The organism is Aequorivita aquimaris, from assembly GCF_001573155.1.
GTDB classification, from domain to species: Bacteria; Bacteroidota; Bacteroidia; order Flavobacteriales; family Flavobacteriaceae; genus Aequorivita; species Aequorivita aquimaris.
In genome coordinates, this window is sequence record NZ_JRWG01000011.1 from 54,935 (window position 1) to 77,650 (window position 22,716).

The following is a 22,716-nucleotide window of genomic DNA, read 5'->3' on the forward strand; positions in this document are numbered from 1 at the left end:
TTCTATGAAATATATGTATCAAAAAAAGAACGTTCAAAAACATAATCATTTAATTATCAGCGCTCAAGGTGTTTTTTGGAGAAATACCCTGTAACTAGAAAAGCATATTTATCGCCTTATTAATTAACGTTATTGTTAAAAAAAGTAAAAAAAACCGCCCAAATTGGACGGTTTTATAATCAATAGTTGATATTGTTAAAGGAAGGAATAACCCAATGCAACAGAAAATACTTGGTTTTTTCCTTCAAACCCATTTTCCTTTGACACATCAGTAAGTCCAAAATTATAACGGGCATCCAATCGTACTCCAAATGGAAAATCATATCCCGCGCCTACTATTCCCGAAACATCAAAATCTTCCGCCTTTGCTTTTCTGGTTATGTCACCCAAAACATTGATAGAAATTTTATCATCGACAATAAAACCAAACTGAGGCCCTGCTTGAACATTGAGTCCTTGCACAAGATAATATTTAAGAACAACAGGGACGTTTACATATGTTAAATCAAACTCTCCAGCATCAAATTCGGCTCCCTGCTGTGAATACAACAAATCTGCCTGGATTCCCACTTTATCAGTAAATTTAATTCCTCCAAAGATACCTGCCTGGAAGCCTGTTTTGTTTGATAGGCCCGATGCATCGGTAATATTTGCAAAGTTGGCACCGGCTTTTATTCCCAAGTCAATTTCCTGTGAAAAAGCGGTGGTTCCTATAAATAATGTAATAACTGCTACAATCAATTTTTTCATAAATTTGGGTTTTTAAGTTTCTATTTAAACGCAAAGATACTTTTAATCTTATGCCTCAAAATACATTTAGTTTTTTGTTAACTATTGTTTTTAATAGTAATATAGCAATATGAAGTGGCAACAGGGTTTGAAGGATTATCAAAATTACTTGCGTTTGGAGCGCGGACTTTCGGAAAATTCAATCATTAATTATTCTTTAGATATAAAAAAATTGATGCGTTGGCTGGAAACCAATGAAATTAACACTTCGCCCGTTTCAATTTCTGAGGAAATATTGCAGGATTTCATTTATGACATCGCAAAAAGAATAAATCCCCGCTCCCAAAGCCGTCTCATTTCGGGTCTAAAAGGATTTTTCAACTACTTAATTTTTGAAGATTACAGAAAAACCAATCCCTTGGAACTGATTGAAGCTCCAAAATTAGGAAGAAAACTGCCAGACACTCTAGCCATTGAGGAAATAGATACTCTCATAAAAACAATAGACCTAAGCTCAAAGCAAGGTGAACGTAACCGTGCCATTATAGAAACGCTGTATGGGTGCGGTCTCCGCGTTTCAGAACTCACAAACTTAAAAATCTCCGACCTTTATTTTGAGGAAGGCTTTATTAAAGTAACAGGAAAAGGCGATAAACAACGCCTTGTTCCTATAGGGGCAACCACCCAAAAGTATATTGAAATTTATAGGAAAGAAGTTCGCGTACACCAAAAGATCCAATCACTTGCCAAGGACACCCTTTTTCTAAACCAGCACGGCAAGCCCCTCACCCGCGCAATGATTTTTACCATCGTGAAGCGCCTCGCAGAAAAATCTGGTATCCGAAAAACTATTAGTCCCCATACCTTTCGCCACTCCTTCGCTACACATCTTTTGGAGAATGGTGCAGACCTTCGCGCCATTCAGCAAATGTTAGGACACGAGAGCATCACTACAACAGAAATTTATACGCATATAGACCGCAAGCACTTAACCGAAGTAATAAACCGCTTCCACCCCAGAAGATAGTGTGAGGTACATAAACATTTTTCTTTTTAGTATATCTATAATTAATTGACTCTTCCACAGGTTAAAAAAAAGCTAAACCGTTCCAATTTCTTTATTCTGAGAACATCCTTTCGTATTTTCAAAAGAAAAATTAAACCAAACAAAGAGAGAAATGAAAACACTAAAATTTAGTAATGGAGACACGATGCATGCAATAGGTCTGGGCACTTGGAAAGCCAGAGGCAACGATGTTAAAAATGCAGTAAAAGATGCCATTTATGCTGGATACCGCCATATAGATACCGCGGCAGCTTATGGAAACGAAGAAGCAATTGGCGAAGCACTAGCTGAGATTTTTGACAAAGGTGAAATTTTTCGGGAAGATGTCTTCATTACCTCTAAACTTCGGAACGACTCACACGCCGAAGGGCAAGTAAGGCCCGCCTTGGAAAAATCCCTTAAAAAATTAAAACTCGATTATTTAGATTTATATTTAATCCATTGGCCAGTGGCGTTCAAGCACGGTGTAGACTCCCCAAAAAAACCTGATGATTACTTAACTCCCGAGGAAGCCCCTATAATTGAAACTTGGAAACAAATGGAAAAGGCCAAAAAGGATGGGCTTGCGCGCCATATTGGTGTGTCAAACTTCAGTGATATAAAATTAAAGGAGTTAATTGCAAAGGCAACTATTAAACCTGAGATGAACCAAGTAGAACTTCACCCACTATTACAGCAGGATGACCTTTTAAAATATTGCAAATCAGAAAATATACATATAACCGCCTATTCTCCGCTAGGCTCTGGAGACAGATCGGAAAATATGAAAGGTAAAGAAGAACCAAATCTTTTGGAAATTAAAACGATTAAAGAAATTGCAAGAAAACACAATGCTTCGGAAGGGCAAATTTTGATAAGTTGGCACGCGCACCGCGGTACTGCTGCTATCCCAAAATCTACAAGCAAAGAACATATAGAAGAAAACTTTAAAGCGGCTTCTATAGAACTGGATGATGCAGATATGAAAGCAATTGCCAGTCTAGATGAACATTATCGATTTATAACCGGTAAGTTTTTTGAGGAACCGAGCAAAGGTTATGAAGATATTTATGATGAAAATTCACCCATAGTAGAGGGTATCAAAAAAGGAATTGACACCGTAAAGAATGTTTTTAAATAATCTCCTGAATTAGAAAACTAAAAAAGCTCCAAATGGAGCTTTTTCTTTTCTCTATATGTTATAAGAAACCTTATTTTGCGATGTTTACTGCACGTGTTTCACGAATAACTGTGACTTTCACCTGTCCGGGATAAGTCATATCCGTTTGGATTTTTTGTGAAATTTCGAAAGAAAGCTGGGCAGCCTTTTCATCGCTCACCTTTTCACTTTCAACCATTACACGAAGCTCACGTCCCGCTTGTATTGCATATGCTTTATTTACACCGCCGAATCCGAATGCAATATCTTCTAAATCCTTCAAACGTTGAATGTAAGAATCCAGCACTTGGCGTCTTGCGCCAGGTCTTGCGCCACTAATAGCATCGCAAACCTGTACAATTGGAGAAAGCAATCCGGTCATCTCAATTTCATCGTGGTGAGCTCCAATAGCATTACAAACTTCTGGTTTTTCACCATATTTCTCTGCCCATTGCATTCCTAAAAGTGCGTGTGGCATTTCGGTTTCGGTTTCGGGAACCTTTCCAATATCGTGAAGCAATCCGGCCCGTTTAGCCAATTTGGCGTTCAGTCCAAGTTCCGCAGCCATTACCCCACACAGTCTCGCCACTTCGCGAGAGTGATGCAATAGGTTTTGGCCGTAGGACGAACGATATTTCATACGTCCAACAGCTTTTATAAGTTCGGGATGCAGACCGTGTATTCCCAAATCGATAACGGTTCTTTTTCCCACTTCAATAATTTCCTCTTCAATTTGTTTGGTAGTTTTTTGAACAACCTCTTCAATACGTGCTGGGTGAATACGTCCATCGGTAACCAATTTGTGAAGCGATAGCCGTGCAATTTCCCTTCGTACGGAATCAAAACACGACAGGATAATAGCTTCTGGAGTATCGTCAACTATAATTTCAACACCTGTAGCAGCTTCAATGGCGCGAATGTTTCTACCCTCGCGGCCAATAATTCTACCTTTTACGTCGTCGCTTTCAAGATTGAATACGGACACGCAGTTTTCTACTGCTTCTTCCGTTCCTATACGTTGGATGGTATTGATTATAATTTTTTTGGCTTCTTGCTGAGCGGTCATTTTTGCTTCTTCCATAGAAGATTGAACATAGGCCATTGCTTGTGTTTTGGCTTCATCCTTCAAACTTTCCATTAATTGAGCTTTTGCATCCTCGGCAGAAAGACTGCTGATTACTTCCAACTGCTCAACTTGACTGCGGTGAAGCTTTTCTACTTCGCTTTGCTTTTTGTCGAGTATGGAAATTCTCTCGTCATAATCAGTCTTTTTACCTTCTAGCTCAGCATTTAATTTTTTTGATTTTGCAAGTTCGTTGGAAACTTGTGATTCTTTGTCGCGTATTCTCTTTTCTGCTTCTGAAATTTTTTTGTCACGGTTCAGGATTACTTTTTCGTGTTCAGATTTCAGTTCCAGAAACTTCTCTTTAGCCTGAAGAATTTTATCCTTTTTTATGGTTTCGGCTTCAGATTTTGCCTCTTTCAGTATTGAAGATGCGCTCTTTTTTGCTCTCGTTATAAGTTGGGAAGCGTTATTGCGCTCCATTATTTTTGCAATAAAAAAACCAATCGCAATACCAACTATGGCGCTAATTACAATAGTTATGATGTCCATTTTTAGTTGAATTATATGTATAAAAAAAGCCTACATCAATATTATTATTTTGAATAAACTCCTTAAAAACAAGTTTAGGGTTAACAAGCTGGTCAAGTATCCGCTCAAAGACGGCTCGCTTTTACAACTTCAACTCACCCTTTTTAAAGAATTCCTGTTGAGTTTACCAAAAATTAGTATTAATGTAGGCAGTAACCTTATTTAATTAAAAGAACGTTATGATAACTGCTCTTGCAATAAACGGTCCAAAGCATTTAGCCTTGCTTCCATTTCCTGCGTATCGCTGGAATTATCAATTTGTTTTTGCTCAACCTGTGCTGCAAACTGGAGGGCACACATGGCCAAAACATCCTGTTTGTCGCGTACGGCATAACTTTGCTCGAACTTCTTAATCATTTCTTCTATCTTTTTTGTAGCCAACCGTAATCCCTCTTCCTGTGAAGGATTAATGGTCAAGGGATAAACCCTGTCTGCAATTGATAGTTTTATTTTTAATGGTTCGGCCATTGTTATATTTTTATTCAGAAAGTTGGCTTATGCAATGGTCAATTTCCCGAATGAGAGCGTTTATCTTGAGTTTAGTTTCTCGTTTATGCTGGTCGCTGCCGAGCATTGAATTTGCCATTTTTAATGAGTTACATTTTTCAGTCCAAGCTTCAATTTCTTCTTCAAATTGTTGCTGTTTTGACTGTAAAACTTTGAGTTCTTCTTCCAACGCTGCATTGGCCATATTTAATTTTTCGTGCCTTTTGAGCAGCTTGCCAATTCTATTTTCAAGAGAATCAACTATTTCAGAAAGATTACTCATTAAAATCTGTGTTCAATACTTCTTTCACAAAGTTAGCATACCATCGTTAATAAGCAAACAGTTTTCCATTATTTTTTGTATTATTGAAGAATAGTTACAATAAACCAATTCTCTCCCCTTTTAATTATAGCGTATTTTTATTTTTACCCTATGAAGAAAATTTTATCAATGCTACTCCTTTTTGGCGGGTTTGCGTACGGACAGAACGGTATACCGACAGATTATTTTTCCAATCCTTTGGATATAAACTTAGTGCTTTCAGGCAATTTTGGCGAAATGCGTGCCAACCATTTCCACAGTGGCCTTGATCTTAAAACTGAACAACGCGAAGGGCTGCCGGTATATGCCCCAGCTGATGGCTATGTGAGCCGAATAAACGTACAACATTACGGTTATGGAAAGGCGCTCTATATTCTTCACCCCAATGGATACACAACTGTTTATGGACATTTGCGAAGTTTTGCCGGCGATATTGAAAAGTATGTAAAAGACACACAATACAGTAAGGAAACATTTGAAGTAGAACTCTTTCCAGATAAAACGCTATTACCAGTAAAAAAAGGAGATTTAATTGCCTATACCGGAAATACAGGTGGCAGCGGCGGACCACATCTTCACTTTGAAATTCGCGATTCTTCACAACGGCCCATGAACCCATTGCTTTTTGGCATAGAGATTCCAGATTCAAAAAAACCTATTGTGAGTGCAATATTTGCTTATCCCGTTGGAGAAGATGCACACATCAACCAAAGCCAAAACCGTACAAAATTGCGGATGATAAAACAAAAGGACGGCAATTATAAAACTGAGGACATAAAAGCTTTTGGAAAGATTGGCTTCGGAATCACAACATACGATCAGCAGGACGGCGCTTCAAACAAAAATGGCGCATACAGTATTGAAACCCGCTTTAACGGTTCTCAGAAATTTAAGGTTCTTTTTGATAAATTTTCTTTTTCAGAAACACGGTATTTAAATAGATATACAGATTACAACTATTATGAAACCAACAAAAGTATGATTCAAAAGCTTTTCCGCGAAACCAATAATCCGCTGAGCATAATTACGGAAGAAGATAATAACGGATTCATAATAGTCCAAGATAGCCTACAATCTATTTACACTATTGAAGTAAATGATTTTAATGGCAATCGTATGTATATCTCAGTGCCCATTGAGGGTGCAAAGCTTGAAATTTTAGACCCAAAAAATATTGAAAAAACCGACGATTATATCTATGCGGACCACGCCACGTCAATCACCAAAGGCAAGTGGAGCATTTACATTCCTGCAAATAGTTTATATGAAGACACCTATTTGAATATAAAAGATGAAGGTGATGTTCTGGAATTTCACGAAGATTTAATTCCAATTCACAGCAATATTTCAATCACGGCAGATATTTCATCATACAATGAAGCTGACCGTGATAAACTCTATATTGGAAGATTGAACTATCGCGGCCAGCCGTATTATACATCCACAACCCGCAACGGAGACAAACTAACTGCCAAAACCCGAACCTTTGGAAGTTACACTATTGCCTCAGATACTACTCCTCCCACCATAAAGCCCGTTAATTTTTCTGAAGGAAAATGGATTAGCAACCAGAATTTTCTTCAATTGAAAATTACAGACGACCTTAGCGGAATTAGCTCCTACCGTGCCACTATCAATGAAAAGTTCATTTTGATGGAATATGATTACAAAAAAGACGTTCTAACTTATAATTTCAATGATAACGTAAATCTGGAAACAGAAAATAATTTGAAAGTTATTGTAATAGATAATGTGGGAAATAGTGCTACATTTGAAGCAAAATTTTTCAGAAAACAACCCTAACCCTTGCTTTTGAAAACAATTAAACTACCGCTTACACTCCTTTTCTTTTTCTTTGCAACCGTTGTATTTGCTCAAAAGGCAACAATACGAGGAGTTATTTTAGACGAAACCAACAATCCACTTTCTGGAGTTAACGTAACGTATGAGGACAATGGCACCATTTCAGATCTCAATGGTTTTTATTTGCTGGAAATTCCCGCAAATCAAGAAGTCATTATTACCTTTTCCCACGTTGGCCATAAAAATGCCAAGCTTCGTTTCAATTTAAGTCCGAATGAGGATTATGAATTGAATCCCGTGTTAAGAATGGATGTGGAACAAATTCCTGAAGTTGTGATTTCCGGTCGTGAAAACCGACGCATTGAAGGGATTGTAAATATAGAACCTGAGGTTATTCGCAAAATGGTGGGCGCCAATGCTGGTGTGGAAAACCTTCTAAAATCCCTTCCCGGAGTTAGTGGAAATGACGAATTGAGCACGCAATATGCCGTGCGTGGTGGTAATTATGATGAAAACCTAGTTTACGTAAACGAAATTGAAGTATATCGTCCATTCCTAATTAGAAGCGGACAACAGGAAGGTTTAAGCTTTGTGAATAGTGACCTTACCAGTAATGTTGATTTCTCTGCGGGAGGATTTCAAGCTAAATATGGCGACAAGCTTTCTTCGGTGTTGGATATTACATATCGTCGTCCCGTTGATTTTGGCGCTTCCCTAGACCTTAGCCTTTTGGGCGCAAGCGGTTCTGTGGAAGGAATTTCAAAAAACGGTCGTTTTTCGGGAATATTCGGAATTCGCTATCGTGACAACAGCCTATTTGTTGAAGCAAAGCAAACCGAAACCAATTACAGGCCAAAATTTGCCGATGCGCAAACCTATCTCACTTATAAATTCACCAATAAATTTGAACTGAGCTTTTTGGGAAATCTTTCCATTAACGAATACAATTACAGACCGTTAACCAGACAGACGAATTTTGGGACTATTACTGACCCAATCGCTTTACTCGTTTTCTATGAAGGCCGTGAAGAGGATCGCTACAATACTTATTTTGGCGCATTAAAATCTACTTGGGTTGTTTCAGACAACTATACTGCAAAATTTATAGCTTCTCTTTACCAAACCACCGAACAGGAATATTATGATATACTTGCCGAATATCGTTTAGGTGAAGTAAATACTGAAATTGGCAGTGAGGAATTGGGAGAGGTTGAATTTACACGTGGCATCGGCGGACAGCTTACACATGCTCGAAACGATTTGGACGCTTTAATCCTCAATGTAGAGCACAAGGGAAATCTAGCGTTAGAAGATAATAATATAGAATACGGCATAAAATATACACGCGAGGATATTCGCGATCGAGTTCAGGAATATGAAATTATTGATTCGGCAGGATTTTCCATCCGTCCGCCTATATTCCCTCCAAATAACCAACCTTACGAAGCAGATACTTCTCCAATTGTTCCCTATACCAATGTTCGTGCACAAAACGATACACAGATTGATAGAATTTCAGGTTATGCACAATGGAGTAGAAAAACAACACTTGGAACCAGTGAACTTTGGATGAATGCAGGTATACGTGCACATAATTGGACTGTGAGTGGAAAAAACATCACAAGCACTACGCAAACTGTTTTCAGTCCACGTGCACAGGTTTCATTAAAGCCCGACTGGGAAATGGATATGCTTTTCCGACTTTCGGGAGGGGTGTACCACCAGCCTCCTTTTTATAGAGAATTGCGCGACTCGTCGGGTACCGTACGCCCTGGGGTGAAAGCTCAAAAGTCTATCCATATTGTATTTGGAAACGATTATAGTTTCAAAATGTGGGATCGCAAGTTTAGATTAAATTCTGAAATTTACTACAAACACTTAACTGACGTAAACCCATATACTTTGGAAAATGTACGCATCCGTTACCGTGCAACCAATAATGCGGTTGCATACGCTTACGGGCTTGATTTACGCTTAGCGGGTGAATTTGTTCCCGGTACAGAAAGTTGGTTAAGCTTCGGATATTTAAAAACAGAGGAAAATATTGACGATCGCGGCTACATTTTCCGTCCGACAGACCAACGTTTAAAGTTTGGAATGCTTTTCCAGGATTATGTAAAAGTGATTCCTTCGCTTAAAATGTACCTTAACTTAACATATAACACGGGACTACCCGGTGGCTCTCCAAGTTATGCTGACCCATATAAATATCAAACCCGTTTAAATGATTATAAAAGAGCAGATCTGGGGATGAGTTACGTTATTGTGGACGATACAAAATTAAGGGACAGTGGCTGGTTGAAACCTTTTAAGGAATTTACCATCGGCGCAGAAATTTTCAATATATTTGATGTGCAAAACTCTATTACAAACACTTTTGTAAGAGATGTTTATACCAAGGTGCAATATGCAATCCCAAATTATTTGACGCCTCGTGTGTTTAACGTTAGACTTACCGCGAAGTTTTAAACACCGCTGTTTTGCCTACAACAAATTCAAAAATGGCAATTGATAATCTAACGCTATCCAGTAATACTACTATCAATAAATTCTTTTAAAACCTCTACTACATAATCCACTTCTTCTTTTTTATTGAAGCTGGAAAAAGAAAAACGAATGGAAGGCTTACTTAAGTCTTCCTGGGAAAGTATCTCATTCAAAACGTGCGAACCGCCCTCACTCCCACTTTGGCAAGCGCTCCCTTTGGAACACGCTATTCCTTTTAAATCCAACTGAAACAAAAGCAACATTGCTTTTTCGGCAGAAATGGGCAGACAAACGTTTAATAAAGTATACGTGCTTCGCTCATTATCATCACAGCTACCGTTGAATTTTACTCCAGGAATAGCAGTTAGTAGTTGTTCCTTAAAATAATCCTTCATCTCGGTAATGTAGGCTCGTTCTTTTTCAAGTTTGTGATACGAAAGTTTTAGCGCTTCTGCCATTCCAGCAATAGCGTAAACCGCTTCCGTGCCAGCGCGAAGTCCGCGTTCCTGTTCGCCACCGTGGATTAATGAGCGAATCCCTGAATTTTTTCTAATAAAAGCAAACCCCGCCCCTTTTGGTCCGTGAAATTTATGTGCTGCAGCGGCGGCAAAATCAATCGGAATTTCTTTAAAATCAAGTTCAAAATGGCCTACAGACTGTACGGTATCACTATGAAAAAGCGCGTTGTGTCCCTTACAGAGAAGCGCTACTCTTTTTAAATCAAGTAGGCTACCAATTTCGTTATTAACGTGCATCAGGCTCACTAATGTTTTTTGTGATGTATCTGCCAAAAGATTTTCCAAATGATTATAATCTATTTGGCCGCATTCGTCAACTTTTACAAAATCGAGCTGAATGTCGTATTCTTTTTGAAGCCATTCCAGAGTGTGCAACACAGCATGGTGCTCAATGCGGCTAGATACAATTCGTTTTACGCCAAGATCCCGCACCGCACTGCAAAGAATTAAATTATCTGCCTCGGTACCTCCGGAGGTAAATATAATTTCACTTGCAGAAACGTTTAAAAGTTTTGCTATTTCCTTTCGGGCATTTTCAAGTAATGATTTTGATGACCTCCCGTAAGAATGGGTAGATGAAGGGTTTCCGTATTCTGTTTTTAAAACTTCGGTAATGCAGGTTATAACGTCGTCGCGCAACTGCGTGGTAGCGGCGCTATCAAAATATACTTTCTTCATGAGGTACGTTTTATAATAAAAAACGGCTAGCGACCGAGTTCTATTTTTTGAGCACAGGCTCCTATTTTGTTTCGGTTGGCAAAAATACATATTAAAACAGTTTTGCCCACATTTCAGTTAAAAAGAAATGCGTTACTTTGTAATCGATGATGATTTTAAAATTTCCGATGAAAAAAATTCTTTTCCTTTTTATAGCTTCGTTGCTTCTTCAAAGCTGTGATGATGGCGATATAATTATTACATCCTTCAATTTTGATGATGCAGAGCTAAAGGCCTGTGGGCAACCGGGCAATTATGTGTTCTATAAAATAAATTCCGATGCATTGGAAAGTTTATCACTGAAATTAGGTGTTTCTGATAGTCTTTATAAAGACGCAGGGCCTAAAACTTATGCACTGAACGGCACTACAAATTTTGTAAATTATAGAACTTACGATGGTGATTTGGGCGCTAATTACTTCTGTAGCAGTATTCCTCCCACTGCTCCAATTGTGACTGTTGATTATTTGGCTGCATCTGGTTCGGCTGAACTCACTACAATTTTTTTATTTGATGATGATGATGGTGTTCCCGCAGAAGATGAATTTGATGGCGATACTGACGGCGATGGGATTCCAGATATGTATGATGAGGATGACGACGGCGACAACGTTCCGACAGTACTGGAATTAGACATTCAAAATGAAGACGGCGATGACAATCCACTTACCAACCCACTGGATACTGACAATGACGGAACGCCGGATTATCTGGACGTTGATGATGACAACGATGGCGTGCTGACCCGCAATGAAGACAAAAACATGGATTTGAACCCTCGAAATGATGTAACCGATCCCAATGTGGGTGCCGATTACCTTAACCAACAAGTAGCAGACACATATTTAGTGAATGAATACAGACTGCATGAATATTCCATCACGAAAAGCGTGAAAATTGTCTTGAAAAACCTTGTTTTGGTAAGTGGCGAAGAAGAAATAACCCAAGAGTCCCTTAATATGGGAACCATTGAAAGTATTGAGGTCATTGAAAAAGAAACCACCCCAGAATTTTGATTTGTAGAAGCGCGAATGCCTATTTCGTGTTCTGAAAAATATATACCTCGGTGGCCCCACGCCCGTATTTTTGATAATCGGCGTCGTAAAACTTTACATTATCATAACGATTGAATAGAAATTCCAATTCTGTTCGCAGTACCCCTTCACCTACACCGTGTATAAAAACTACTTTTTGAATGCGTTTTGAAATGGCAAAGTCCAATTGCCTTTTTGCAGTATCCAACTGTATCGTTAACATTTCATAATTATTAAGGCCGCGGGTCTTTGGCACTAGTTGATTGATGTGCAAATCCACCTCCATGGATGGTAAATTTCGCTCTTTGGGTTTAATGCGCTTACTTTTACCTGGTTTTTTGTGGTTTTTTTCTGACATAATTTCAGAGATATCCATCTTTGCCAATTCTCTTTTTGAAAGGGAACCATCCACAACGATTAATTCGTTTTTTGAAAAATCCAACTCAAAACCATCTGTGGTAAAAATAGTCACCTCATTACCCCTAATAGCAGTAATCACACCTGAAATGGCATCATCCAAGACTGAAACTTTATCGCCGATAATCATTTCTGAAATATTAAAATTTTAAAATATAATCTGCACCCATTACTTAATACTTTCTATCACTTAACCATCTATAAATGAAATTTTTACGTATTTTGTAGCATTGTGTACAATATATTGAATATTATTTTTAAATTTAAACCGTCAAAAAAGGCTTTATTGCCCCAAAAAAAGCTTTTAAAAATCGTAAAAATATGAAAAACCTACTACTCTTTTCAACTTTACTTCTATCAACTACTGGCGTTTTTGCGCAGCTAACCGTTAAGCCAACTTCCGGAGGTGCCGATTCATATATCTATGTTAACGACGAAGTGGTTTTTGTAACCCAAGAGATTAACCTTACTAGGAATCTTAGTGGCCCAGCCAATATTGAGGCAAGTATCTATCTCCGAAATAATGGCCAGTTAATACAGGGCGGAACCACATCTACCAATAGTGGAGATGGACAACTTTCCGTACAACAAAATTCTCCAGTTACTAATGCATTTGCTTATTATTATTGGTGTTCACCGGTAGGAAATTCAGATGGTAATACAGGTAGTGGGAATATTCCATTCGGCTTAGGTGGGATCTATGAAGATATTAACAGCGTTCCAGGTGTTGGAGTGGCTGCCCGTCGCAGTTCAAACATTTCCGGCCGTGATGGTTTTACTAGCCCATTGACCATTTCCCGGCGTTGGATGTATACACATCCAGATCCCGGCACGGAGGCAGAAGGGAACTATATCCGAATTAACGCGACAAATGGTGCTCAAGCTGGGTATGGTTTTACAATGAAAGGCGTGAATTTAAATGGCAATACGCCTTCAGGTGCTCCCTGGGGACACGATCAAATTTACGAATTTAGGGGCAGACCTAATAATGGAGATATTACTAACATTCCTGTTGACGGACCCGTTGGAACCTTTCCAAACACGTCTGCAATGATGACACTTTCAGGAAATCCATATCCTTCCGCCCTCGACATGAATAAATTTTATCATGATTCTGCAAATGCAGTTTTGGGCGCTATCTATTATTACGATGAGGATAGATCCGTAATGAGTCATTATTATAGCCAAAAGCCCTTTGGTTATGGCGTTTGGGTTCCGGATGGTCCTGACAATACTCCAGATAATCCCCATGATTTTTTAGGCACATATACTCCTGCTCCGTTTTATATCTGGAACGCCGGCGGTGGAAGTACATCACATACAGGACCTGGTGGTGGTAGTGATCAAAATAAAAGATATGCCCCAATTGGCCAAGGATTTATGCTGATAGGCAATAGTTTAGGAACTGTAACAATTAAAAATTCGCATCGTGTTTATATTAAAGAAGGGGCCGCAAACCATTCCGTATTCCAAAGACCGGAAGGCGATAGTGGCTCACAGATTAACCTACCAAATGATACAGGCTTATCTACAGCCGCAGAAACTGCCAGAGAGAATTATCGTACTCCTATCATGCGTATATGGTCTATTTTTGATGAAGCGGTAACCCGTGAATTAGCACTAACTTTTCATGAACAAGCTACCGACGGTTATGATCGTGGCTTTGATGGGCTCAGTCCACAAGATTTAAAAACCGACGCTTACTTCCCTATTGGCGAAGATAATAATAGAAAACCTTATGTTATTAACGGTATCAAATACAATCCAAACAAACAGGTGCCTATTGCCTTTAAAATTAAAAATCAGAGCAAACTTGACCTAAAAGTGGTTGAAGAAGTGAAAAAGCCATATGCCCATGCGTATCTTTATGACAGGCTTGAAAATACCTATCAACAAATTACAGGAGGTATGAGCGCCACTCTTAATCTACCTGCGGGGACTTACGATAACAGATTCTTTATTATTTTCCGTAATCAAAACCTACGCCGCGATATTCCCCAAACGGAACTTAATGAAAAACTAATTGTAATGGAAAATGTTACTTTTTTCCAAAACAATCCACTACAGCAATTGGAAATTAGCAATCCTGAAGGATATGTTATTAAATCTGCTTTAGTGTACGATATGAACGGAAAGTTGGTAATCCAAGAAAAAAACTTAGGTGATCAATCAAAATATAGCTTCTATACTGGTAATTTGAGCGATGGTGTTTATTTGGTGAAACTTCTGACCGAAGATGATATTGCCATTGACTATAAAGCAATTGTTCATAACAAATAAAATATAACCTTTATGACCATAAAGGGCCTCGAAGATTATATGGTTCCTTGTATAAACAAGAAAATCTTCGGTGTAGAATGTTTGGGCTGTGGCATGCAACGTGCTACAGCCCTTCTTTTTTCAGGGCAGTTTGAAGCTGCTTTTAAAATATATCCTGCTATTTATACCATTTTCCTCTTATTGGCCGTAATTGCGGTAAACTTTTTTATTAAATTCAAGTTTGATTATCAAATAAAAATTGGGCTTATCTTGCTGAATGCCATTATAATGGTGGTGAGTTATTTCATTAAGATGAACCACTTTATTTAATATAGATTGTTTAAAATTTTAAATTTTTTGGGTACATTTAAGGCACAACTGAAAAATCAAATAAATTATGGAACAACAAAAACTACCCAACGCAACCTTAATTCTCATCTTCGGAATAATTTCTATAGTAACTTGTTGTTGCTATGGTTTAGGTCTTATATTCGGAATTGTCGCTATTGTTATGGCGGGCAAAGCCACTAAGGTGTATATGGCAAACCCTGAACTCTATTCAGGCTACCAGAACGTTAAAACGGGAAAGATCCTTTCTATAATAGGCATTATACTCAGCGCTATTTATTTAATTTACGTAATCTACCTCTTTTCAACTATAGGAATGGAAGGCATTATGAATATGAATGAAGAGCTTATGAAGGAATATGGTATGTAGTTCTTCATTATTTCTTATTAAAAAAAGCGGCCTTAGTGGCCGCTTTTTATATATAAAAGTTACTGCAAAATAATTATTCAAACGATTTTAATGTTTCTATGATTATGGAAACACAGTCCCTCAATTGTTCTTCATTCATCACCAAGGGAGGTGCAAAACGAATAATATTTCCGTGGGTTGGTTTTGCCAACAGTCCATTGTCACGAAGTTTTAGGCAGATGTTCCAAGCTGTATCGCTATCTTCAGAGTCATTGATTAATACCGCGTTCAGCAATCCTTTTCCACGAACAAGTTTCGCTATACTACTTGTTTCAATATAACTGCTAAGTTCACTGCGGAAAATTTTTCCAAGCCTTTCTGCATTCTCGGCAAGCTTTTCATCACGTACCACAGTAAGCGCTGCGATAGCCACAGCAGCAGCTACAGGGTTTCCTCCAAAAGTGGAACCGTGATTTCCAGGTTTTATAACGTTCATCACATCATCATTGGCAAGAACCGCAGAAACTGGATAAGCGCCACCGCTCAAAGCTTTCCCCAAAATCAAAAGATCAGGTTTTACATCTTCATGGTCAACAGCAAGAATCTTTCCGGTACGGGCAATCCCAGTTTGCACTTCATCAGCTATAAAAAGAACATTGTGCTTTTCACACAAAGCCTTTGCTTTTCGCAAATAACCTTCTGAAGGTACATAAACGCCTGCTTCTCCTTGAATAGGTTCCACCAAGAATCCAGCAATATTTTTATTGCTTTCCAAATGCTCCTCAAGTTGTTCAAGATTGTCGTATTCTATCTTTATAAAACCTTTGGTGTAAGGTCCAAAATGCTTGCGCGCAACGGGATCGTTGCTAAAAGAAATAATCGTGGTGGTCCTTCCGTGAAAGTTGTTTTCGCAAACAACGATTTCGGCCTCGTTTTCATCGATGCCCTTCTTCTCATAAGCCCACTTTCTACAAATTTTTAAAGCTGTTTCCACGGCTTCGGCACCCGTATTCATTGGGAGCAACTTATCGAAATTGAAAAACTCACAAGCAAATTTTTCATATTTCCCTAGCATATCATTATAAAATGCGCGGGAGGTCAACGTTAATGTTTTGGCTTGTTCCGTCATTGCGCCCACTATTTTTGGATGACAGTGTCCTTGGTTTACCGCAGAATAGGCTGAGAGAAAATCATAATATTTCTTGCCTTCCACATCCCAGACATACACACCTTCTCCCCTGCTTAAAACCACAGGAAGTGGATGATAGTTGTGGGCTCCGTACTTGTTTTCTAAATCGATAGCTTTTTGTGAAGCTGTTTGCTCTAAAACTGACATAAAGTTGTAATAATTTTGAAGTAAAAAAGTTGTTATTCCTACTTTAGGGAGAGAAATCATCCGTGGGTTGCAAATTACTAAATATATCCCATATTTTTTGAAGCCTTAACAGGATTTAAACCTAACAATTATGCTATTTTTGCGCCTATGGCAAGAAAAAATAATAGAGTGGTTTTTGAAAATGTTGAAGTGGTAGATGCTGGCGCTAAGGGTAAAGCTGTTGCTAAAGCCCCGGATGGTCGAGTAATTTTTATAAACAATGCTGTACCCGGCGATGTGGTAACCGTTCAGACTTTCAAAAAGAAGAAAGCATTTTATGAAGCTTCCGTAACTTCAATTTCAAAATATTCCGAAAAAAGAGTTGAGCCCGTGTGCCCCCACTTCGGGGTTTGTGGTGGGTGCAAATGGCAGAATCTTGGCTACGAGCATCAACTATATTACAAACAAAAGGAGGTGGCACAAAACCTGCAGCGCATTGGTAAAATTGAATTGCCCGAATTCCAACCCATTTTGGGTTCGGAGAAGCAATATTTCTACCGTAACAAAATGGAGTTCTCCTTTAGTGATAACAAATGGTTAACGTTGGAACAAATTAAAAGTGACAAGGTTATTGAAAACCGAAACGCGTTGGGTTTCCACATTCCCGGAATGTGGGATAAAATTTTGGATTTGGATATTTGCTACCTACAGGCAGACCCCAGCAATGCCATCCGCGACTTTATTAAAGCGAAAGCTGAAGAATTGAATCTTGCATTCTTCAACACAAGAAATCAAGAGGGTTTTTTACGAACATTGATGATTCGCACCACATCCACTGGCGAAGTGATGGTTTTAATTCAGTTTTTTCACGAAGATGAAGAAAATAGAAAACTGCTGTTAAATGCCGTTGCCGAAGAATTTCCACAGATAACTTCACTATTATATGTAATCAATTCCAAAGGGAACGATACGCTTTACGATCAGGAAATTGAACTTTTCCACGGAAGGGATCATATTTTTGAGGAAATGGAAGGGTTACAATTTAAAATAAACGCAAAGTCTTTTTACCAAACCAATAGCGAACAAGCTTTCGAGCTTTACAAAATAACCCGTGATTTTGCAGGTTTAAGTGGAAATGAACTGGTTTATGATCTTTATACCGGAACGGGTACCATTGCACAATTTGTGGCAAAAAAAGCACAAAAGGTTATTGGCGTTGAAGCCGTACCAGATGCCATTGAGGCTGCTAAAGCCAATGCGCTGTTAAACAAAATCGAAAATGTTGAGTTCTACGTAGGCGATATGAAAAAAGTTTTCAATGAAGAATTTATTGCTGCTCACGGCAGACCTGATGTTGTCATCACAGACCCCCCTCGCGACGGCATGCACGCTGATGTAGTGGCACAGCTTATAAATTTAGAAGCGCAAAAAATTGTGTACGTTAGTTGCAACAGTGCTACCCAGGCACGTGACCTGGCCCTTTTGGATGCAAAATATAAAGTGACAAAAGTGCAGCCTGTAGATATGTTTCCACAGACGCACCACGTAGAAAATGTTGTACTTTTGGAAAAACGATAAAAAAGCAATGGCTAAAAGAATAATTTTTTTACTCCTCATCATTTATGCTTTTAAAGGCTGTACAAAAGATGACATTTGCCCTCCAGATACTGCAACTACTGCAAATTTGGTTATTGCTTTTAATGATATTGCAAATCCTTCAAACACAAAAAGTGTAAATGTGCTGAGTGTAATTACAGATAATGATGATGCCGTTGAAATAATTTCCTTTGAAAATACGGATGAAATTGCAATTCCGCTTAACACTACTTCAGATACTACAAAATATCTTTTTAAAAGGAGTCTTATTTCAAGTTCAGATACAATTAATAATATTGATAAAATAACTTTTGTATACCAACGGAGGGAAGATTACGTAAACCGTGCCTGTGGTTTTAAAGTTGAATATTTTAATATAGATCCAGTCCTCGAGAGTGAAGGAACAGAAAATTGGATACAAGAAATTATCGTAAACAGAGATATCGTCAATGATGAAAATAGCGCCCATATTACTGTGTTGCATTAATCTTTTTTGCGGCACACATTCCTTTGTGGCGCAAGAAAGCTCTAATATCTCCACCGATACCGTTCCAAAAATTGAAAAGTTTGGGATTCGCGTGGGTGTAGATTTGGCAAAACCTTTACGAACTTTAATAGAAGACGGTTATTCAGGTTTTGAAATAATGGGTGATTTCAGAGTGACCAAAAAGTTTTATGCCGCAATAGAATTAGGAAATGAAAAAAAAGATTGGGATGAACCATACATTTCTTCAAAAACCAGCGGTAGCTATGCCAAAATAGGGTTCGATTACAATGCCTATGAAAACTGGCTCGGTATGCAAAACGCCATCACGCTGGGCTTACGGTATGGTTTTTCAACCTTTAAACAAGAATTGCTAAGTTACAGAGTTTATACAGACAATCCCGCCTTTCCAACCGAAACAATATTTGCACCTCAGGAATACAGTGGCCTGAATGCGCATTGGGCAGAATTTATTTTGGGAATTAAAACTGAAATAGTAAACAATCTTTATTTGTCCTTAAACGTGCAACTAAAAAGAAAAATTTCAGAAACCGAACCCGAGAATTTCGCAAACCTTTACATTCCCGGTTTCAACAGAACCTACTATTATAGTGAGTTTGGCGTTGGGTATGGGTATTCAATTTCTTATTTGATTCCTATATTTAAGAAAACAGCCTCCCAGCCCTCAAAGGTGGAATAATTTCTTCCAACTGAAAACCGCAACTGAAAACTGCGACTGAAAACCGCGACTGAAAACCGCGACTGAATACTGATTTACTGCTTACTGGCTTTCCTGCTGCCCTCGTACATTTCATAGCGCACAAGTTTAGACTCCAACTTTCCGTTGAAAAGTTTTATTTTTTTTGAAGGTCGAAGTCCAACAAATTTCAATGCTTCCATATTTGATGTAATCATCCATGCCTGAGTTCCGGGATACCCACGTTTTAAGGCATTGCCAATAGAGCTGTAAAATTCCTCCACATCCTTCACCGAGATACGTTCGTCATACGGCGGATTGAAAACGATATACAAGGGTTTTTCATTTTCTTTTTCACTTTCAAAGAAATCTTGCTGCTTCACTTCAATAAAATCCTGCAAATTGGCGCTTTTGATATTTTCCTTAGCCTTATGTATTGCTACCGGGTCGGTATCAAAACCATAGATTTTATGCGGAAAGTCGCGAACCTTTTTTAGGGCCGCCTCTTCAATCTTTTCATAAAGGTCAACATCAAAGTCAGGCCAGGTCTCAAAGCCAAATTCCTCACGGTTTAAGTTTGGCGGAATATTGCAAGCTATCATCGCAGCTTCGGTCAGCAATGTTCCGCCACCGCACATCGGGTCTAAAAAGTTGCATTGCCCCTGCCAACCAGAAAGCATTATAATTCCTGCCGCAAGCACTTCGTTTATAGGTGCCAACGTACTTTCAACCTTATAGCCACGCTTGTGCAGCGATTCTCCCGAGCTATCAAGGGAAACGGTACAAATATTCCTATCAATATGAATATTTATACGAAGCGTAGGGTGGTCCAAATCTACATCGGGCCGTACCCCTTCCCTATCGCGGAACCTATCAACAATAGCATCCTTTGTCTTTAGGGCAATATATTGGGAATGTGTAAAAACATCAGAAAAAACGGTGGCGTTTACTGCAAGAGTGCCTTTTACATCCATATAGTTTTCCCAAGGCATTTCGTAAATCTTTTTATAAAGATCTTCTTCAGTAAATACATTGAAAGCGGTAATCGGTTTCAAAATTTTAATGGCAGTGCGGCAACATAGGTTTGCTTTGTACATGAATCCTGTATCGCCTTCAAAGGAAACGTTTCGGGTGCCTATTTCAATGGAAGAAGCACCTAATTGGCGAAGCTCCTGTGCCAGAAGTTCTTCCATCCCAAAAAGGGTCTTGGCAACCATTTTAAAATTCTTTGTCATAATATTTAAACAGATTTCCTGCAAAAATACAGTATTTTAGCAGGGCGAAACGATAACTATGCAAAAAGAAAAAGACAATTGGTACGCTTCGTGGTTTAACACTCCTTATTACCACATACTTTACAAAGACCGAAACCATCGGGAAGCGGCACTTTTTATGAACCAGCTTACCGAATTTTTAAGCTTAAAGCCAAAAGATACTATTTTGGATTTGGCCTGCGGAAAAGGTCGCCACGCAAAATATCTGTACAAGCAAGGTTTTGATGTTACGGGTATAGATCTTTCCGAAGAAAGCATTCAGCACGCAAAGCAATATGAAAAACCGGGCCTTCATTTTGAAGTCCACGATATGTGCCTGCCCTACTCGAAACAATTCGATGCGGTTTTCAATCTTTTTACCAGTTTTGGATATTTCGAAAACGAAGAAGATAATCTACGTACCATTAAATCAATAAAAACTGAGCTAAAACCGGATGGATATGGCGTGATTGATTTTTTGAATGTAGAATTGGCCATTAAAAATTTGGTTCCCAATGAGAAGAAAAAAATGGGCAATATACTTTTTCACATTGAGAAATATTTAGAAGATGGATACATCGTAAAAAACATAAAGTTCTCAGACGATGGTCAGGATTATCATTTTACCGAACGCGTGAAGGCATTGACTTTAGCAGATTTTGAAGGCTATTTTGAAGAAGCTTCTATTGAACTCAAGCATACATTTGGTGATTATCATTTAAATAAATTTGATAAAAATACTTCCGAACGCCTAATACTAATTTTTAGTTGATGAATTATTTATTGCTTTTCCTTTCAGTTGCATTTGGGTATGTAATTGCTTTATTTCTTAAAAAAAGAGAATTGAGGAACATGGAGGTATTTCTTGCGTTTAGTGGTGCCTTCCTTCTTTCCATTACCGTTTTTGAATTACTTCCCCACGTTTTTGAAACACCCTCAAAGCGTATCGGCGTTTTTATAATGATTGGGATTTTATTGCAGATTTTTTTAGAATTCTTTTCAAAAGGGGCTGAACATGGGCACGTACATTTGCATACGGAAAGTAAAAAATTTCCCTGGTTACTTTTTATAAGTCTCTGTATTCATGCCTTTATGGAAGGATTTCCCATTTCAGAAGAAAACAATCTTTTAATTGGTGTGATTGTTCATAAAGTACCGGTAGCAATAATCCTGTCGTTCTTTTTTATTACCGCTGGTTATAAACGTATAATTACATTGGCATTTCTTTTTTTCTTTGCATTAATGACGCCAATAGGAAATTACATTTCAAACCATTATAGTTTTGTTCATCACTATGAAACTGAAATCACATCAGTAGTTATTGGTATATTTCTTCACGTCTCTACTACAATTCTTTTTGAAAGTTCCAAAAACCACAAGTTTAATCTTACCAAAATGAGTGCTGTAATTATTGGGATTATTATTGCTTTTCTTTTATAAAGTAATTTGAAGCAATATATGGACTTAATAAGCTTAACGCTTATTATGGAAATACATAAGAATATCGGTTAATTTTAAGAGAGTATATACAATTCTTTTCCTTTCACATTACACATAATTTACTAATATGTTTAAGTGTTTTATTTTTATAATTGCATTATCTCATTTCATATCTTAACAGAGAGTGTTTATTTCAACGTAGGTTCTAAAGAAAGTTGTCGTAAATTTTGAAAGATGGGGATGTATAATTAGGTTTATAAACGAGTTCAATATATATACCCGAGCCACTCCGCAAGCGCATAGTTTATCTCCCTTTACCCCATAAAAAAAGTCCCTCATTTTTCAATGAAGGACTTTAAAGGAAGGCGGCGACCTACTCTCCCACTGGATAGCAGTACCATCGGCGCAAACGGGCTTAACTTCTCTGTTCGGAATGGTAAGAGGTGAGCCCCGTCGCTATAACCACCTTAGTTTTAAGTGTTCAGTGTTCAGTTGCAGTTGGCAGTAAAAAATACTGTTGCTTGCAGTTTTGCACCTTGCACTGTCCGCCATTGGCGGACAAATATCTTGACATATCGAAACAAACAATAGAAGAAAAGTGAAC

Annotated in this window: 21 protein-coding genes, 1 rRNA gene and 1 other RNA gene; 13 read left to right on the forward strand and 10 right to left on the reverse strand. The window is 38.2% G+C overall.

The genetic code is table 11. The features are described 5' to 3' along the window. Positions 1-195: 195 nt before the first annotated feature. Entirely contained in the window at positions 196-750 is a 555-nt protein-coding gene (locus tag LS48_RS13325; RefSeq protein WP_062622999.1) for a porin family protein, read from the reverse strand. Between the two features lie 109 nt (positions 751-859). On the opposite strand from LS48_RS13325, the gene xerD reads away from it, so the two are divergent. Continuing rightward, complete coding sequence (gene xerD / locus LS48_RS13330) at positions 860-1,756, forward strand: site-specific tyrosine recombinase XerD (protein ID WP_062623000.1); 897 nt, start codon at positions 860-862, stop codon at positions 1,754-1,756. A gap of 151 nt (positions 1,757-1,907) precedes the next feature. Next, the gene (locus tag LS48_RS13335) at positions 1,908-2,915 is read left to right on the forward strand and encodes an aldo/keto reductase (protein ID WP_078056442.1); all 1,008 of its coding nucleotides are present in this window, start codon (positions 1,908-1,910) and stop codon (positions 2,913-2,915) included. 70 nt (positions 2,916-2,985) lie between these two features. On the opposite strand, the gene rny is transcribed toward LS48_RS13335, so the two are convergent. The 4 genes from rny to LS48_RS13355 all read right to left on the reverse strand — a co-directional run bounded on the left by rny (position 2,986) and on the right by LS48_RS13355 (position 5,356). After that, positions 2,986-4,548 (reverse strand): ribonuclease Y, encoded by a 1,563-nt coding sequence (gene rny, locus LS48_RS13340; protein ID WP_062623001.1) that lies wholly within the window; start codon positions 4,546-4,548, stop codon positions 2,986-2,988. Positions 4,549-4,603: 55 nt separating this feature from the next. Further along, positions 4,604-4,711: non-coding RNA, 6S RNA (gene ssrS, locus LS48_RS13345), on the reverse strand. A 53-nt stretch (positions 4,712-4,764) separates the two neighbouring features. Further along, positions 4,765-5,055, reverse strand: coding sequence for a cell division protein ZapA (locus LS48_RS13350; protein ID WP_062623002.1), 291 nt, complete (start codon positions 5,053-5,055; stop codon positions 4,765-4,767). A 10-nt stretch (positions 5,056-5,065) separates the two neighbouring features. After that, positions 5,066-5,356 carry a coiled-coil domain-containing protein gene (locus LS48_RS13355; RefSeq protein WP_062623003.1) on the reverse strand — a complete coding sequence of 97 codons (291 nt, stop codon included), beginning with the start codon at positions 5,354-5,356 and terminating at the stop codon, positions 5,066-5,068. 168 nt (positions 5,357-5,524) lie between these two features. Between LS48_RS13355 and LS48_RS13360 the strand changes: the two genes are divergently transcribed. Beyond that, on the forward strand, positions 5,525-7,198 hold the full coding sequence (locus tag LS48_RS13360; RefSeq protein ID WP_235811038.1) for a M23 family metallopeptidase: 1,674 nt from the start codon (positions 5,525-5,527) through the stop codon (positions 7,196-7,198). A 9-nt stretch (positions 7,199-7,207) separates the two neighbouring features. Next, complete coding sequence (locus LS48_RS13365; RefSeq protein ID WP_062623017.1) at positions 7,208-9,667, forward strand: TonB-dependent receptor; 2,460 nt, start codon at positions 7,208-7,210, stop codon at positions 9,665-9,667. 53 nt (positions 9,668-9,720) lie between these two features. Here LS48_RS13365 and LS48_RS13370 read toward each other — a convergent pair whose 3' ends face one another. After that, positions 9,721-10,881 (reverse strand): cysteine desulfurase family protein, encoded by a 1,161-nt coding sequence (locus LS48_RS13370; RefSeq protein ID WP_062623005.1) that lies wholly within the window; start codon positions 10,879-10,881, stop codon positions 9,721-9,723. Positions 10,882-11,048: 167 nt separating this feature from the next. Between LS48_RS13370 and LS48_RS13375 the strand changes: the two genes are divergently transcribed. Further along, the gene (locus LS48_RS13375) at positions 11,049-11,936 is read left to right on the forward strand and encodes a hypothetical protein (protein ID WP_131807730.1); all 888 of its coding nucleotides are present in this window, start codon (positions 11,049-11,051) and stop codon (positions 11,934-11,936) included. Between the two features lie 19 nt (positions 11,937-11,955). Here LS48_RS13375 and LS48_RS13380 read toward each other — a convergent pair whose 3' ends face one another. After that, positions 11,956-12,501 (reverse strand): DUF8465 domain-containing protein, encoded by a 546-nt coding sequence (locus LS48_RS13380; RefSeq protein ID WP_062623007.1) that lies wholly within the window; start codon positions 12,499-12,501, stop codon positions 11,956-11,958. A 191-nt stretch (positions 12,502-12,692) separates the two neighbouring features. Between LS48_RS13380 and LS48_RS13385 the strand changes: the two genes are divergently transcribed. From LS48_RS13385 to LS48_RS13395, 3 genes are all read left to right on the forward strand, one after another. Beyond that, positions 12,693-14,651, forward strand: a complete 1,959-nt coding sequence (locus tag LS48_RS13385; RefSeq protein WP_062623008.1) for a DUF8693 domain-containing protein — start codon at positions 12,693-12,695, stop codon at positions 14,649-14,651. A gap of 12 nt (positions 14,652-14,663) precedes the next feature. Continuing rightward, positions 14,664-14,960, forward strand: a complete 297-nt coding sequence (locus tag LS48_RS13390; RefSeq protein ID WP_076692482.1) for a DUF2752 domain-containing protein — start codon at positions 14,664-14,666, stop codon at positions 14,958-14,960. A gap of 67 nt (positions 14,961-15,027) precedes the next feature. Then, the gene (locus LS48_RS13395) at positions 15,028-15,348 is read left to right on the forward strand and encodes a CCC motif membrane protein (protein ID WP_062623009.1); all 321 of its coding nucleotides are present in this window, start codon (positions 15,028-15,030) and stop codon (positions 15,346-15,348) included. Positions 15,349-15,421: 73 nt separating this feature from the next. Here LS48_RS13395 and rocD read toward each other — a convergent pair whose 3' ends face one another. Further along, complete coding sequence (rocD, locus tag LS48_RS13400; protein ID WP_062623019.1) at positions 15,422-16,663, reverse strand: ornithine--oxo-acid transaminase; 1,242 nt, start codon at positions 16,661-16,663, stop codon at positions 15,422-15,424. A gap of 147 nt (positions 16,664-16,810) precedes the next feature. Between rocD and rlmD the strand changes: the two genes are divergently transcribed. The 3 genes from rlmD to LS48_RS13415 are packed head-to-tail and all read left to right on the forward strand — an operon-like array spanning position 16,811 to position 19,422. Then, entirely contained in the window at positions 16,811-18,220 is a 1,410-nt protein-coding gene (rlmD, locus tag LS48_RS13405; RefSeq protein ID WP_062623010.1) for a 23S rRNA (uracil(1939)-C(5))-methyltransferase RlmD, read from the forward strand. Positions 18,221-18,227: 7 nt separating this feature from the next. Further along, entirely contained in the window at positions 18,228-18,725 is a 498-nt protein-coding gene (locus tag LS48_RS13410; protein ID WP_131807731.1) for a DUF6452 family protein, read from the forward strand. Then, positions 18,688-19,422, forward strand: a complete 735-nt coding sequence (locus tag LS48_RS13415) for a DUF6048 family protein (RefSeq protein ID WP_235811039.1) — start codon at positions 18,688-18,690, stop codon at positions 19,420-19,422. Before LS48_RS13410 ends, LS48_RS13415 begins: the two co-directional genes overlap by 38 nt. A gap of 74 nt (positions 19,423-19,496) precedes the next feature. On the opposite strand, the gene LS48_RS13420 is transcribed toward LS48_RS13415, so the two are convergent. Then, positions 19,497-20,654: a THUMP domain-containing class I SAM-dependent RNA methyltransferase gene (locus LS48_RS13420; protein ID WP_062623012.1), complete on the reverse strand. Its 1,158-nt coding sequence runs from the start codon at positions 20,652-20,654 to the stop codon at positions 19,497-19,499. Positions 20,655-20,712: 58 nt separating this feature from the next. Between LS48_RS13420 and LS48_RS13425 the strand changes: the two genes are divergently transcribed. Both LS48_RS13425 and LS48_RS13430 read left to right on the forward strand, forming a co-directional pair. After that, a complete protein-coding gene (locus tag LS48_RS13425; RefSeq protein ID WP_062623013.1) occupies positions 20,713-21,444 on the forward strand; it encodes a class I SAM-dependent methyltransferase in 732 nt (243 codons plus the stop codon). Positions 21,445-21,524: 80 nt separating this feature from the next. Further along, positions 21,525-22,112, forward strand: a complete 588-nt coding sequence (locus LS48_RS13430) for a ZIP family metal transporter (protein WP_317038845.1) — start codon at positions 21,525-21,527, stop codon at positions 22,110-22,112. A gap of 360 nt (positions 22,113-22,472) precedes the next feature. On the opposite strand, the gene rrf is transcribed toward LS48_RS13430, so the two are convergent. Beyond that, positions 22,473-22,582: ribosomal RNA gene (rrf, locus tag LS48_RS13435) — 5S ribosomal RNA — on the reverse strand. Positions 22,583-22,716: the final 134 nt, after the last annotated feature.